Origin of the sequence: Brachybacterium massiliense (assembly GCF_900184245.1) — a bacterium.
GTDB classification, from domain to species: Bacteria; Actinomycetota; Actinomycetes; order Actinomycetales; family Dermabacteraceae; genus Brachybacterium; species Brachybacterium massiliense.
In genome coordinates this window covers 944,953-957,914 of sequence record NZ_FXXB01000008.1, presented here as the reverse complement: position 1 = coordinate 957,914, position 12,962 = coordinate 944,953, and the positions used below count along the sequence as shown (strand labels likewise).

The window sequence follows — 12,962 nt, the reverse complement described above, 5'->3', positions numbered from 1 at the left end:
ACATGACTAGGGTTAGTCATATGACCATCAGTTATCAGCCGGGCACTATTCCTCAGTGGACGATCGCCGATCGCCTGCGCAAGGCGCGGGAGATGACAGGCATGGACCAGTCGCAGTTCGCCGAGCACGCTGGCCTGTCACGCCAGGGCGTCAACGCCGCCGAGCGTGGGCAGAGCACGCCTCGGCGCTCGACGCTCAAGCTGTGGGCGCTCTCGACGGGCGTGCCGATCTCGTGGATCGAAACGGGAGAGGCCCCGTCACCTGGTGGTGACGGGGCCTCGAGTGTGGCGCGCCCGGAGGGATTCGAACCCCCAACCTTCTGATCCGTAGTCAGATGCTCTATCCGTTAAGCTACGGGCGCTTTGTCGGCCTGAACCGACCTGAACTACTCTAGCGGGCCGTTCAGATCGGCGCCAATCCAAGAGCCATGACCCTGCTCACACCGCTCCTGGAGGCTCACCGCAGTGCGGTCACCAGCCCGGATTCTGCGGAGGCTGCTGAGGCTGCTGCCCCGGCGCCGGAGGCTGGTTCCACGGCTGACCGCCCTGCTGGCCCTGCGGCGGCTGCTGGCCCTGCGGCTGCTGGCCCCACTGCTGACCCTCGTGCGGCGCAGGCGGAGGCGGCGAGGCCTGACCCCACTGCTGACCGCCGCCCTGCTGACCGCCACCCTGCTGCGGCGCGGGGGAGGGCTGGCCGCCTGCGGGGCCTGGGGGGACTGCGGAGCGGCCGGGGGCACGGGAGCTCCCGCCCCTGCACCGGCGGCCGCGCCGTAGCCGGCCGGCGGGCCGGCGCCGCCGCTCTTGTTCCGACGAGCCCGGATCACGAAGAAAGCCGCCACAGCCAGCAGCAGCAGGAGCAGACCGCCCAGCAGCACCACGACCACCACCACGATCAGCCACGGGAAGCCGCCCGCCTCCGCGCGGATGTCCACGCCGGAGGCGAACTCCTGAGGATCGGTGTAGGTCACGGTGCTGCCCTCGACCTGACCGCCGGAGGACTCGATGACCTCGCCCGGGAAGGTGAAGGTGGTGCGGAAATCGAAGGAGGAGATGTCCACGCCGGGACCGGAGAGGTCCTCGACCGAGCCGAGCCCGGCGATGCTCAGGTGGATCTCGCCGTCCACCTCCTCGAGGGTGATGTCCGAGGGGAGGTTGTCACCGTTCATCACACCGGTCATCAGGCAGCCGAACTGGCCGCCCTCCTCATAGGCCTCGACATCCGGGGCCAGCTCGCCGGCCACCGAGATCTCCTCGACCAGGCTGTCGCACATCGCCTGGGCGGTGTCGAAGCCGCTGCGCGCCAGGTCCTCGTCGAGGGCGAAGTCGTAGCTGACGTTCATGGTGTCGGCGCTCTGGACGTCGAACTCCGCATGGAACTTCCCGCATCCGGCGAGCACCATCACGAAGGGCAGCAGAAGCGCGGCGGCGAGACGTCGCCTGGTGGAGATGGTGGTCATGATGCCCCCGGGGTCGCTGGATCCGTGGCAGGTGCCGGAGCCGACACCCGTCAGGAATCACCCTACCCGGGCATGGCCAGCGGCGCGCTGGGGACAACTCCCCATCGCGCGGTCGCCGACGGGCGACTACTTCCAGAACATCAGCATTCCGCCGCCCACCATCAGCACGCCGAAGCCCACCGCGAGGTTCCAGTCGCCGATCGGCAGCGGGAGCAGGCCCTGCGAGATGTAGTAGGTGACCAGGTAGAGCAGACCCAGCACCAGCAGCACCACGGCAGTGGGCGCGAGCCAGGCGGGGTTCTGCGTCGCGACCGCGACGCGTCGGCCGGAGGTGCGCGAGCTCTCCGCGGCCGCGGCCTTCTTCACCGAGGTGGAGCGCGTGGAGTCCTTGGCCTTCTCGATGACCTCGCCGCCCTTGGGCGTGGCGCCGCCCGTGGACGTCACGGGATCCTTGCCCGAGGCGGGCTTCTTCGAGGGCTTCGTGACAGGGTCCTTCGCGGAGCCGGCGCTGCTGGTCTCGAGATCCTCCGTGGCCTTGGCCTTCGCGCTCGATGTCGCCCGAGAGGACGGCTTCTTCCTGCTCTTGGCCATGTAACGGTGCTCCCTCGACGCGGCGGGCGGCGCGGGCGTGCCCGCGGGTCCGCAGGGGCGGACCTTGGTCTAGGGTAATGCTCGTGGGCCGAGGGCGCGAAGTGAGGAGCCACGATGGATGCTGAGGACGCACGGCCTGCTGCCGAGCATCCCGAGCGACCTCCCGCGCGCCTGCACCAGAAGATCGGTGTGGTGGCCGTGATGGTGCTGTGCGGCGTCCTGTTCGCCACCACCGCGCGCCTCTCCGGCGGCGGTTCGATCCGTGACGAGAGCAGCGACGTGGTGGGCGTGCTCCAGGAGAGGGGCCGCAGCATCGAGCAGCTCACCGAGGACAACGTCGCCAAGCGGGCCGAGGTCGAGCGCCTGCGCGGCGAGGGCGCCGGTGCCGAGACCGCCGAGCGCACCGCCCAGGTGGGCGAGGCGGTGGGGCTGAGCGAGGTCAGCGGGCCGGCGCTGCGGGTCACCCTCACCGACGCCCCCAGCAGCGCGCTCAGCTCCATCCCCGGCACCGAGCCCAACGACCTCGTCGTCCACCAGCAGGACCTCGAGTCCTACATCAACGCGCTGTGGGCCTCCGGCGCCGAGGCGATGATGCTCCAGGACCAGCGCGTCATCAACGGCAGCGCCTTCCGCTGCGCGGGCAACACCCTGCTGCTCGAGGGTCGCGTCTACTCCCCGCCGTTCGTGATCACCGTGATCGGGCCGGTTGAACAGATGCAGGCCGGGCTCGACAGCGACCCGGGCGTCGGCGTCTACCGCGAATGGGTCGACCACGTGGGCCTCGGCGAGAAGGTCGAGACGCTCGAGGAGACCACCCTGCCCGCCTTCGAGGGCTCCCTCACCGTCGAGGCGACGGTGATCCGATGAGCCGCCCCACCCATCGCCGACGTCGCGGCGGCACGCTGATCGGTGTGCTCGGCGAGCTGCTGCTGACCCTCGGCGTGCTCCTGCTGCTGTTCCTGGTGTGGCAGCTGTGGTGGACCGATGTGGTCGCCGATCGCGAGCAGTCCGGGATCATCGACGGCCTCGAGCAGGAATGGGGAGAGGTCGACCCCGAGCAGATCGCGCCCCGCCAGGAGGGCCCGCCGCCCGTGCCCGAGACGCCCGGCGACACCATGGTGTGGGGCAAGATGCACGTGCCCGCCTTCGACCGCACCGAGTTCCCCCTCGCCGAGGGCGTGAGCCTCGAGGAGGTGCTCAACGTCAAGGGCGCCGGGCACTACCCGGAGACGGCCCTGCCCGGCGAGGTCGGCAACTTCTCGGTGGCCGGCCACCGCAACACCTATGGGCGCGTGTTCGAGGACATCGCCCGCCTCGAGGGCGGGGACGCGATCGTGGTGGAGACGGCCGACGCCTTCTACGTCTACGAGGTGACCGAGTCGCTGATCGTGATGCCGCAGGACGTCGAGGTGATCGCACCGACGCCCGGCGAGCCCGGGGTCGAGCCCACCGAGCAGCTGCTCACCCTCACCGCCTGCCATCCGATGTTCTCGGCGCGGGAGCGGTACATCGTCCACGCCGAGTTCGCGTACTGGACGGACCGCGAGGACGGGATCCCCGAGGCGCTCGCCACGGGGGACGGCGCCCCCGGGAGCGAGGAGGAGAGCTGATGTACGGCTGGCTGTTCAGGCACCTGCCGGGGCCGCTGTGGGTGCGGATCGTGCTCACGGTGCTGCTGCTCGCTGCGGTGATCGTGGCGCTGTTCGGCTGGGTGTTCCCCGCGATCGCGCCGTACATGCCCTTCAACGACGGGCTGGTCGGCGCGCCCGAGCCCGGGGGCCGGTTCAGCCCGCGGTCATGAGGGGCACGAGCCCCGCCGAGCGCTCGACGGCGTCACGGCCGTCGCACAGCTCCAGGAAGCGCGCCAGCATCAGGTGACCGTTCTCGGTGAGCACCGACTCCGGATGGAACTGCACCCCGTGCAGGGGCAGCTCGCGGTGCGCGAGGCCCATCACCATGCCGTCGGCCGTGCGGGCGGTGACCTCGAGCTCGGGCGGGATCGTCTCCGGCACCACGCTCAGCGAGTGGTAGCGCGTCGCCGTCATCGGGGAGGGGACCCCGGCGAAGACGCTCGCGCCCTCATGGGTGAGCTCGCTGGTGCGCCCGTGCATGAGCTGCGGGGCATGATCCACCGTCGCCCCGAAGTGCTGGCCCAGCGCCTGATGGCCCAGGCACACCCCGAGCATCGGCACCGCCTGCGCGGCGCAGGCCCCGATCACCTCGAGAGAGCGCCCTGCGGTGCTCGGATTCCCGGGGCCGGGGGAGATCAGCACCCCGTCCATGCCCGCCAGATCCACGCCGCCGTCGGCCGCCTGCGGCACCTCGTCGTTGCGCACCACGACCGTCTCGGCGCCCATCTGTTGGAGATAGCCGACGATCGTGTAGACGAAGCTGTCGTAGTTGTCGACCACCAGGATCCGTGCCGGGCGGTCCTCACGTTCAGTTGCCGCCATTGCCGCGCCCGCCTCCGCTGTTGTTGCCGGGACCGCGATTGCCCTGGGCGTTGTCCTCACCGTCGGTGGGTTCGTCGCTGGGCTCCTCCGAGGGCTCCTCGCTCGGCGACTCGCTCGGGCTGGGGGACTCCGACGGGGTCGGCGACTGCGTCTCCTCCGGCCCGGAGGAGACCACGATCGTGATGTCGGAGCCGCTCGCGACGGGCTCGTTCGCCCCGGGCTCGGTGCGGATCACGTGGTTCTCCGGCACGGAGTCGGAGGGCTCGGTGGTGGTGGTGAGGCCGAAGCCGGCCTCGCGCAGGGTGGTCGAGGCGTCCTCGACGGGGTGGCCGTTGACGTTCGGGACCGTGACCGGGCCGGGCTCGGCCGCGATCACGAGGGTCACGCTCGAGCCGTAGTCGGCCGGACCGTCTGCGGCCTCGGGCGTCTGGGACAGCACCGTGCCGGGTTCCTCGTCCTCGGACTCGCGCGCGGACGGGTCGGGCACCGTGAAGCCGCGGTCCTCGAGGGTCTTCTTGGCGTCCTCGAACGGGGTGTTGGTGACGTTGGGGACCTCGACCTTGCCGGAGGCCAGGCGCACCTCGACCTCGGAGCCCTTCTCCACGGGGGCGCCGCCGAGCGGATCGGTGCTGGAGACCGTCCCCTGCTCCTGGGGCACGTTCTCCGGGTCGCCCTCGACCATCACCAGGCCCACCTCCTCGAGCGCCTCGCGGGCCTGATCGCGGGTCTTGCCCTCGAGATCCTCGGGCACCTGCACCGTCTCGGGCCCGGCGGAGACCAGGACCTCGACGGTCGAGCCGACCTCCGCCTCCTCGCCCTCGCCCGGGGTGGTCTCGATGACCAGACCGGCCTCGACCTCCTGGGACTCCTGCGGGGTGAACGACGGCTTGAACCCTGCGTCCCGCAGGATCGTGCCGGCATCCTCCTCCGTCTCGCCCACGACGCCCGGGACGACCTCCATCTCGGGGCCGCGCTGGCCGAAGGGATCGAACACCGCGATCGCCGCACCGATCAGCGCGAGCACGGCGACGGCCACCAGGATGAACAGCCACCAGGGCTTCTTGCGCTCCTCGACCTCCTCGACCTGCTCGCCCGTGTGCAGGGCGAGCGGTCCGGTGGTGGGGGTCGTCGCGGAGGCCCCGTTCCAGCTCTGGGCGCGCAGACCCGCGGCGCCGACCGCGCCGGCGCCCGCCATCGCGGGCAGCGCCTCGGTGGCGTCGTCGACCGGGCCGAGCACGGTGGTGGCCTCGGGATCATCCCCCGCGGCAGCGGCCGCCGGGATCAGGCTGGGGGCGCGCCCGCCCACCACGGCGGCGATGTCGCGGGAGAAGGCGACGGCGCTGGGGTAGCGCTGCTCGCGGTCCTTGGCCAGACCCGTGAGGATCACCGCGTCCATCGCGGGGGTGATCACCGTGTTGTACGCCGAGGGCGGGTGCGGCTCCTCGCGCACGTGCTGGTACGCGATCGAGACGGGCGTGTCGCCGGTGAAGGGCGGGCGACCGGTGAGCATCTCGAACATCACGCACGCGGCGGAGTAGATGTCCGAGCGGGCATCGACCAGCTGGCCGCGCGCCTGCTCGGGGGAGAGGTACTGGGCGGTGCCCATCACGGCCTGGGTGGCGGTCATCGCGCTGGTGGCGTCCGCGATCGCGCGCGCGATCCCGAAGTCCATCACCTTCACGTTGCCGGCCTCGTTGATCATGATGTTGCCGGGCTTGATGTCCCGGTGCACGATCCCTGCGCGGTGGGAGTACTCGAGCGCGCTCAGCAGCGCGGCCATGATCTCCCCGGCCTGATGGGCGTCCATCGGGTTCTCGGGATCGATCAGCTCGCGCAGGGTGCGGCCCTCGACGTACTCCATCACGATGTACGGGATGGTCACATCGGTGCCGGTGACGGTGCTCTGATGCTCCTCGCCGGTGTCATAGACCGCGACGATCGAGGGATGGTTCAGGGAGGCCGCGCTGTGCGCCTCGCGCCGGAAGCGCTCCTGGAAGTTCGCATCACGGGCGAGATCGGAGCGCAGCACCTTCACGGCGACCGTGCGATGCAGACGGGTGTCCTCCGCGAGGAACACCTCTGCCATGCCCCCGGTCCCGAGGATCCTGCCCAGGTGGTATCGACCGCCCAGGACCACGTTCTTCTCGCTCACTCCACACCTGTCCTCGTGCCGTGGCCGACACCGACCGACCCGACCATCGTAGTCGCTGACATCCCCTCATCCGTCGCCGGTCCGGCGATCCCCATCTCGGGCAGCGGGCCCGCCGCGCCGAAGGGGAGCATCCCCAGCCCGCCCAGCACCGCGGCGATGATCGCGATCACCACCAGCACCACCAGCGCGAACCCCGGCACCGTCATCCCGGCGATCCGTCGGCCGGTCACCGAGGTGCCGCGCACGGTCCGCGAGGAGGCGGGGGTGTCCACGTCGGCGAAGGCCTCCTGGCCGAACGCCCTGCCCGGCTCCTCCGTCGGCCCGAGCCCCTGACCCTGCGCGGCGGTGGTCGAGGCGGCGCCGGGGGAGGAGCGACGCGCCGAGCGCGGCGGCGGCGCCGGAGAGGCGGCCGACCGGGCCGAGCCCGCCGAGCGGCGCGGCGCGGAGCCGGCCGAGGCGGCCGACAGCGCCGAGGGGCCCGACGCCCCGGAGCGGTGACGGATGCCGCGCCCGCGACCGGACAGCGGCAGCGGCATCGCCGCGGTGCGGGTCCCGGTGGGGGAGGCGCCGGGGCGGCGACCGCTCCCGTTCGCGCTGCCCGCCGAGGCGCCGCTCGCCGAGGCCCCGCCCATGGAGGGGCTGGCCGCCGAGGCGCTCGGACGCACCCGGTTCTCGCCGGTCCAGTCGTGGTCCTCTACCCGGGAGGCCGGGATCGCGCCCGTGGTGAAGCGCGGCTCGACACCGCGCTGGATCGCCTCGAGGATCCGGGCGACCGCCGACGCCGAGCGCGGACGGTTCGCGGGCGCCTTGGCGAGCATCATCATGATCAGGCGCCGCAGGTCCTCGTTGATCTCCTCCGACAGCGCCGGGGGCTGCTGCTTGACCTGCGCCATCGCGATCTCCACCTGGCTCGAGCCGGTGAAGGGGCGGCGACCGTTGAGCATCTCGTAGCCCACGATCCCCAGCGCGTAGATGTCCGAGAGCGAGGTGGCCTGCTTGCCCATCGCCTGCTCGGGCGAGAGGTACTGGGCGGTGCCCATCACCAGGCCGGTCTTGGTCAGCCGGGCCTGGTCCTTGCTGCGCGCGATCCCGAAGTCGGTGATCTTCATCGACCAGTCGTCGTCCTCGTCGACCAGGATGTTCTCCGGCTTCACATCGCGGTGCACCACGCCCTTGGAGTGGGCGGCGTCCAGCGCCCGCGCGAGCTCGATCAGCAGCGTCACCACCCGCTTCTCGGGCAGCCCGCCGGTGTTCTCCTCGATGATCTCCGACAGGGGCCGGCCCGGGCAGAGCTCCATCACGATGTAGGCGCGGCCGTCGAGCTCGCCGTAGTCGTAGAGCGCGGCGATGCCGTCGTGCGCGAGCGCGGCGGTGTGGCGGGCCTCGGCGCGGAAGCGCTTGAGGAAGCCCTCGTCCCCCGCGTACTCCTCGCGCAGCACCTTGATCGCGACCTCGCGGTCGAGCTCCTGGTCCTGGCCCTTCCAGACCTGGCCCATCCCGCCCGTGGCGATCAGCGACGTCAGTTCGTACCGTCCCTCGAGCACGAGTCCCGGCTGCGTCCTCATGGCTGGATCACCGCTTCCATCACGTCCTTGGCGATCGGCGCCGCGGTGCGCGAGCCGTATCCGCCCTCCTCGACCAGGACCGCCACCGCGATCTTCTGGTCCCCCTGCTGTCCGTACCCGACGTACCAGGAGTGCGGCGCACGATCCTCGCCCCACTCCGCGGTGCCGGTCTTGCCGCCCACCTCGGCGCCCTCGATCGCGGCACCGGCGCCGGTGCCGTCCTCGACAACGCCGACCATCATCTGCCGCATCTGGGCGGCGTTCGCCGCGGTCACCGGCTGGCCCAGCTCCTTCGGGCTGAGCTCGGCGACCGTGGACAGATCGTTCGTGCGCACCGCCTGGACCAGCTGCGGCTCCATCACCACGCCGTCGTTCGCGAACGCCCCGGCCACCATCGCCATCTGCAGCGGCGTCACCCGGGTCTCGTACTGCCCGATCGAGGTGGTCGCCAGCTGCGCCGCATCCAGCTCGGACCCGATGGTCGAGGGGGTCACCGACAGCGGGATCTCGAGCCGCTGCCCGAAGCCGAAGCCCTCCGCGGTCTCGCGCAGCTGCTCCTCGCCCACCTCCGTGCCGAGCATCGCGAAGGAGGTGTTGCAGGACTGCCGCAGCGCCTCGGCGAGGGTGGAGACGTCATCGGGCCCGCAGGGCTCGGTGCCGCCCGCGGCGCGGTTGTTCATCACCGCCGAGGAGTTCGGCAGCTGATAGGTGCCCGGGCCGGGGATCTCCGTCTCGGCGGTGTACTCGCCGGACTCGAGCGCCGCCGCGGCGACCACGAGCTTGAAGGCGGAGCCCGGCGGGGAGAGGGCCCCGCCGATCGCGCGGTTGGTCAGCGGGCGGTCCGGATCATCGTTCAGCTCCGACCAGGCACGGCTCACCGCGCCGGTGTCATGCGAGGCCAGACGGTTCGGATCGAAGCTGGGGGCGGAGACCATCGCGAGCACCGCGCCCGTCTCCGGATCCAGGGCGACCACCGAGCCGCGTCGGCCGTCCAGCGCCTCCCAGGCGGCCTCCTGCGCGCCGGCGTCGAGGGTCAGCTCGACGCTCGCGCCCTGGCCCTGCCGGCCCGAGAGGATCGCGGAGAGACGGTGGTAGAACAGCGCGTCCGCATCCCCCGAGAGGGTCTCGTTCAGGGAGCGCTCGATGCCGGTGAACCCGTAGACCACCGAGTAGTAGCCGGTCACCGGGGCGTACATTCCGCCCGGGTCGTAGCTGCGCAGGTAGCCGTAGGTGTCCCCGGACTCCTGGGAGCTCGCGATCGCCTCGCCGTCCACCACGATCGGGCCGCGATGGCGGCCGTACTCGTTGTAGAGGGTGCGGTCGTTCTGGCCGTGGGCGTTCAACCGGTTCTGGGCGATCACCTGGAAGTAGGTGGTCGAGGTGAACAGCAGGATGAACAGCAGGCCGGTCACCAGCCACACGTGGCGCAGGGGCTTGTTCATGCGGTCACCTCCTGACCACGGCGGGGAGCGGGCGGGGCGGCGCCGCCGGGGACCTGCCTCGCGGCGGGCCGACGGGCCGCATCGGACAGCCGCACCAGGATCCCGGCGATGATCCAGTTGCACACCAGGGAGCTGCCCCCGGCGGCGAGGAAGGGCAGGGTCAGGCCGGTCAGCGGGATCACCCGCGTCACCCCGCCGACCACCACGAACACCTGCAGCGCCATCACGAAGCCGAGGCCGCCGGCCAGCAGGGTGCCGAAGCCGTCGGAGATGCCGACGGCCGCGCGGATCGCGCGCTGGACCAGCAGCAGGTACAGCAGCAGCAGCGCGAACGAGCCCACCATCCCGAGCTCCTCCGCGAAGGAGGCGAAGATGAAGTCGGACTCCGCATGGGGCACCACGTCGGGCCGCCCCTCGCCGAGGCCGGCGCCCGTGAGCCCCCCGTTGGAGAGCCCGAACAGGCCCTGGCTGATCTGCTCGCACGAGGAGTAGTTCGCGCTCGAGAGCGGATCCAGCCAGCAGGTGATGCGGGTGCGCACATGCCCCATCTGGGTGGCGGCGAACACCGCCGGCGGCAGGAACATCACCGCCCCGATCACCAGCCAGCTGAGCCGGTCGGTGGCCACGTACAGCATCACCACGAACAGGCCGAAGAACATCAGCGAGGTGCCCAGGTCCGTCTGGAACACCAGCACCGCCATCGCGAAGCCCCACGCCACCAGGATCGGGCCGAAGTCCGACCAGCGAGGCAGCTGCACGCCGAGCACGCGCGGGCCCGCGAGGGCGAGGGTGTCGCGGCGGGAGACGAGGTAGCCGGCGAAGAAGATCGCGAAGGCGATCTTGGCCAGCTCCGCGGGCTGGAAGCTGTAGCCCGCGATGCTGATCCAGATCTTCGAGCCGTTGCGGGAGTCGCCGATCACGGGAGCGAGCGGCAGCAGCAGCAGGACACCGCCCACCAGGGCGCTGATCCACGTGTAGCGGCGCAGCCGCCGGTGGTCGCGCAGCAGCACCACCACCGCGATGCACAGCGCCACGCCCAGGATCGTCCACAGCATCTGCCGGTCCGCGCTGGCCGAGCTGCGGATCCCGTAGATCGCGTTCGCGGCGTGGATGCTCTCGATCATCGCGATGCCCAAAAGGTTCAGCAGCATCACGATCGGCAGGATCACCGGATCCGCGTACGGGGTGCGCCACATGACCGCGACCTGCAGCGCGATCGCGAGCACGAGCGCGCCGACGCCCAGCTGCAGCAGGTTCTCGGGCAGCTCATCATGCCGACCGAGCCCCACCAGGGCGTAGGCGCCCACCCCGATGATCACCGCGAACAGCAGCAGCAGCCCCTGCATGAGGCGGCGCGGGCGCGCGGTGTAGGACACGATCGTGGCCATCAGGTCTCCTCGCCCTCATCGGGCGGGGGGATGGTGCGGTCGGTGCGCGTGGGCAGGGGCTCGATCTCGTCGGCGCCCTCCTCCTCTTCCGCGCGTCCTCCGGCATCGGAGGCACCGCCCGCATCGGAGGCTCCGCCGGCGTCCGACGGGACGGGCGGCGCGGGAGGCTGGTTCGCGAGCGCGGCCTGCTCGAGACGGTCGATGATCTGCTCGGCGGACTCGCGATCCGAGGCGGAGATCGAGCGCTCCACCTGCTGACGCGTCACCTCGGGCAGGTCATCGAGCTCGATGTCGGTGACCTCGAGCGGCTCGGACATCGAGATCGGCCCCAGATCCTGGGCCAGGCCCTGGTAGAGCACCACGTGGGTGCCGTCGGTGCCCACATAGAACTGGCGCTGCGACCACGCGTAGCCCGCCCACAGCAGCCCGCCCAGCAGGGCGAGCAGGAGCATCAGCACCGCGAGCGCCGGCCAGGGGCTGCGCCGCGGCGGCTCCTCCTCGGAGAAGTCCTCGTCCTCGTAGGGCGCCTCGGGCTCCTCGCGGGTCAGCGCCGCGGCCTTGGCCGCCGGGCCGGAGGCCGCCGTCGGCGCATGGCGGTTGCGGGCCGCCGAGCCGACGATCTGGGGCGCCGACGAGGGCGCCTCGTCGTGACGGCCCAGGGTGTCCAGGTCGATCACGTCGGCGATGATGCAGGTGATGTTGTCGGGCCCGCCGCCCTTGAGGGCGAGCTGGATCAGCGCCTCCGCGCACTCGCCGGGATCGTCGATCTCCTTGAGCGTCGCATCGATCGTGTCCAGCGAGACCAGGCCGGACAGGCCGTCGGAGCACAGCATCCAGCGGTCCCCGGGATGGGCGGGGCGCAGGGACAGGTCCAGCTCGGGATCGGCGTCGACATCGCCGAGCACGCGCATCAGCACCGACCGCTGGGGGTGGCGCTCCGCCTCCTCCTCGGTGAGCCGGCCCTCGTCCAGCAGTCGCTGCACGAAGGTGTGGTCCTTGGTGATCTGGGTGGTCTCGTCCTTGCGCAGCAGGTAGGCGCGGGAATCACCGATGTGGGCGAGGGCGAACTTCCCCTCGGCGCGCAGCAGCGCGGTGATCGTGGTGCCCAGGCCCCGCAGCTGAGGCTCGTCCCGCGCGCGGCGCAGGATCTCCTGGTTCGCCTCGAGCACGGTCTCCTCGAGGGTGGCCACGATGTCCGAGGCCGGGGTCTCGGAGTCGAGCTGGGCGAGGCGGCCGATCGCGACCGAGGAGGCGACGTCGCCGCCGGCGTGACCGCCCATGCCGTCGGCCACCACCAGCAGGTGGGAGCCGGCATAGCCGGAGTCCTGGTTGTTGGACCGCACGAGGCCGACGTCGGAGCGGGCGGCGTACCGCAGGGCGATGCTCATCGAGGACCTCGTCTCAGCTCGATCTCGGTGCGGCCGATCCGCACCTGGGCGCCCGGACGGAAGGGCACGGCACCCTCGATGCGTCGGCCCGAGACCAGCGTGCCGTTGGTGGAGCCCAGATCCTCCACCATCCACTCGCCCTCGCGCTGGAACACGCGGGCGTGCCGATTGGAGGCGTAGTCGTCATCCAGCACCAGCGTGCACTCGGGCGCCCGACCGATCAGGATCGGGGTGGAGCCCAGCGTCAGCGATGTGCCCCGCAACGGCCCTGCGGTGACCACCATCGCGGCCTGCGTCACCTCCGGGTCCGTGCGCAGCTGGGCGGGATCGGTGCCCGCCTCGGCGGCGGCACCGCCGATCGGCCCGGAAGCGGGACGCTGCTCGCGCCGCGGATCACGGCTCGACCGGGTCACCACGGTGGTGCCGAACAGATCGTTGCGCAGCACCAGCACCACGACGATCACGAAGAGCCACAGCGCGAGCACGAAGCCCAGACGCAGGGCCACCAGGGTCAGTTCGCTCATGGG

Annotated in this window: 13 protein-coding genes and 1 tRNA gene; 4 read left to right on the top strand and 10 right to left on the bottom strand. The window is 71.4% G+C overall.

The features are described from left to right. Positions 1-2: 2 nt before the first annotated feature. The gene (locus tag BN4251_RS19010) at positions 3-323 is read left to right on the top strand and encodes a helix-turn-helix transcriptional regulator (protein WP_212647643.1); all 321 of its coding nucleotides are present in this window, start codon (positions 3-5) and stop codon (positions 321-323) included. Here the strand turns inward: BN4251_RS19010 and BN4251_RS14430 are convergent. From BN4251_RS14430 to BN4251_RS14420, 3 genes are all read right to left on the bottom strand, one after another. Next, positions 286-361 (bottom strand) — tRNA-Arg (locus BN4251_RS14430). The genes BN4251_RS19010 and BN4251_RS14430 overlap by 38 nt on opposite strands. 24 nt (positions 362-385) lie before the next feature. After that, a complete protein-coding gene (locus BN4251_RS14425) occupies positions 386-1,456 on the bottom strand; it encodes an LppM family (lipo)protein (RefSeq protein WP_170931975.1) in 1,071 nt (356 codons plus the stop codon). A 126-nt stretch (positions 1,457-1,582) separates the two neighbouring features. Then, a complete protein-coding gene (locus BN4251_RS14420) occupies positions 1,583-2,047 on the bottom strand; it encodes a cell division protein CrgA (RefSeq protein ID WP_087485736.1) in 465 nt (154 codons plus the stop codon). 114 nt (positions 2,048-2,161) lie between these two features. Here BN4251_RS14420 and BN4251_RS14415 point away from each other — a divergent pair, with 114 nt between their 5' ends. From BN4251_RS14415 to BN4251_RS14405, 3 genes are read left to right on the top strand one after another with little or no spacing between them, the layout of a single operon-like run. Beyond that, positions 2,162-2,914 (top strand): DUF881 domain-containing protein, encoded by a 753-nt coding sequence (locus BN4251_RS14415; protein ID WP_087485735.1) that lies wholly within the window; start codon positions 2,162-2,164, stop codon positions 2,912-2,914. Then, the gene (locus BN4251_RS14410) at positions 2,911-3,657 is read left to right on the top strand and encodes a class E sortase (RefSeq protein WP_087485734.1); all 747 of its coding nucleotides are present in this window, start codon (positions 2,911-2,913) and stop codon (positions 3,655-3,657) included. Before BN4251_RS14415 ends, BN4251_RS14410 begins: the two co-directional genes overlap by 4 nt. Next, positions 3,657-3,848, top strand: coding sequence for a hypothetical protein (locus BN4251_RS14405; RefSeq protein ID WP_087485733.1), 192 nt, complete (start codon positions 3,657-3,659; stop codon positions 3,846-3,848). Before BN4251_RS14410 ends, BN4251_RS14405 begins: the two co-directional genes overlap by 1 nt. Here BN4251_RS14405 and BN4251_RS14400 read toward each other — a convergent pair. From BN4251_RS14400 to BN4251_RS14370, 7 genes are read right to left on the bottom strand one after another with little or no spacing between them, the layout of a single operon-like run. Then, on the bottom strand, positions 3,832-4,500 hold the full coding sequence (locus tag BN4251_RS14400) for an anthranilate synthase component II (protein ID WP_087485732.1): 669 nt from the start codon (positions 4,498-4,500) through the stop codon (positions 3,832-3,834). The two genes, BN4251_RS14405 and BN4251_RS14400, sit on opposite strands and share 17 nt — an antisense overlap. Continuing rightward, positions 4,487-6,652, bottom strand: coding sequence for a Stk1 family PASTA domain-containing Ser/Thr kinase (gene pknB / locus BN4251_RS14395; protein WP_087485731.1), 2,166 nt, complete (start codon positions 6,650-6,652; stop codon positions 4,487-4,489). The genes BN4251_RS14400 and pknB overlap by 14 nt, the downstream gene beginning before the upstream one ends. Further along, positions 6,649-8,217, bottom strand: coding sequence for a serine/threonine-protein kinase (locus tag BN4251_RS14390; RefSeq protein ID WP_087485730.1), 1,569 nt, complete (start codon positions 8,215-8,217; stop codon positions 6,649-6,651). The genes pknB and BN4251_RS14390 overlap by 4 nt, the downstream gene beginning before the upstream one ends. After that, positions 8,214-9,659, bottom strand: coding sequence for a peptidoglycan D,D-transpeptidase FtsI family protein (locus BN4251_RS14385; RefSeq protein WP_087485729.1), 1,446 nt, complete (start codon positions 9,657-9,659; stop codon positions 8,214-8,216). The genes BN4251_RS14390 and BN4251_RS14385 overlap by 4 nt, the downstream gene beginning before the upstream one ends. Then, complete coding sequence (locus BN4251_RS14380; RefSeq protein WP_087485728.1) at positions 9,656-11,047, bottom strand: FtsW/RodA/SpoVE family cell cycle protein; 1,392 nt, start codon at positions 11,045-11,047, stop codon at positions 9,656-9,658. Before BN4251_RS14380 ends, BN4251_RS14385 begins: the two co-directional genes overlap by 4 nt. Continuing rightward, positions 11,047-12,435 (bottom strand): Stp1/IreP family PP2C-type Ser/Thr phosphatase, encoded by a 1,389-nt coding sequence (locus tag BN4251_RS14375; RefSeq protein WP_087485727.1) that lies wholly within the window; start codon positions 12,433-12,435, stop codon positions 11,047-11,049. The genes BN4251_RS14380 and BN4251_RS14375 overlap by 1 nt, the downstream gene beginning before the upstream one ends. Next, the gene (locus tag BN4251_RS14370; protein WP_087485726.1) at positions 12,432-12,959 is read right to left on the bottom strand and encodes an FHA domain-containing protein FhaB/FipA; all 528 of its coding nucleotides are present in this window, start codon (positions 12,957-12,959) and stop codon (positions 12,432-12,434) included. The genes BN4251_RS14375 and BN4251_RS14370 overlap by 4 nt, the downstream gene beginning before the upstream one ends. Between the last annotated feature and the right edge of the window lie 3 nt (positions 12,960-12,962).

What these genes read in the sequence shown, in the direction of transcription:
- BN4251_RS19010 (WP_212647643.1), top strand. Translation starts at nt 3, where the DNA reads ATGACTAGGGTTAGTCATATGACCATCAGTTATCAGCCGGGCACTATT.
- BN4251_RS14425 (WP_170931975.1), bottom strand. Translation starts at nt 1,456, where the DNA reads ATGACCACCATCTCCACCAGGCGACGTCTCGCCGCCGCGCTTCTGCTG.
- BN4251_RS14420 (WP_087485736.1), bottom strand. Translation starts at nt 2,047, where the DNA reads ATGGCCAAGAGCAGGAAGAAGCCGTCCTCTCGGGCGACATCGAGCGCG.
- BN4251_RS14415 (WP_087485735.1), top strand. Translation starts at nt 2,162, where the DNA reads ATGGATGCTGAGGACGCACGGCCTGCTGCCGAGCATCCCGAGCGACCT.
- BN4251_RS14410 (WP_087485734.1), top strand. Translation starts at nt 2,911, where the DNA reads ATGAGCCGCCCCACCCATCGCCGACGTCGCGGCGGCACGCTGATCGGT.
- BN4251_RS14405 (WP_087485733.1), top strand. Translation starts at nt 3,657, where the DNA reads ATGTACGGCTGGCTGTTCAGGCACCTGCCGGGGCCGCTGTGGGTGCGG.
- BN4251_RS14400 (WP_087485732.1), bottom strand. Translation starts at nt 4,500, where the DNA reads ATGGCGGCAACTGAACGTGAGGACCGCCCGGCACGGATCCTGGTGGTC.
- BN4251_RS14390 (WP_087485730.1), bottom strand. Translation starts at nt 8,217, where the DNA reads ATGAGGACGCAGCCGGGACTCGTGCTCGAGGGACGGTACGAACTGACG.
- BN4251_RS14385 (WP_087485729.1), bottom strand. Translation starts at nt 9,659, where the DNA reads ATGAACAAGCCCCTGCGCCACGTGTGGCTGGTGACCGGCCTGCTGTTC.
- BN4251_RS14380 (WP_087485728.1), bottom strand. Translation starts at nt 11,047, where the DNA reads ATGGCCACGATCGTGTCCTACACCGCGCGCCCGCGCCGCCTCATGCAG.
- BN4251_RS14375 (WP_087485727.1), bottom strand. Translation starts at nt 12,435, where the DNA reads ATGAGCATCGCCCTGCGGTACGCCGCCCGCTCCGACGTCGGCCTCGTG.
- BN4251_RS14370 (WP_087485726.1), bottom strand. Translation starts at nt 12,959, where the DNA reads ATGAGCGAACTGACCCTGGTGGCCCTGCGTCTGGGCTTCGTGCTCGCG.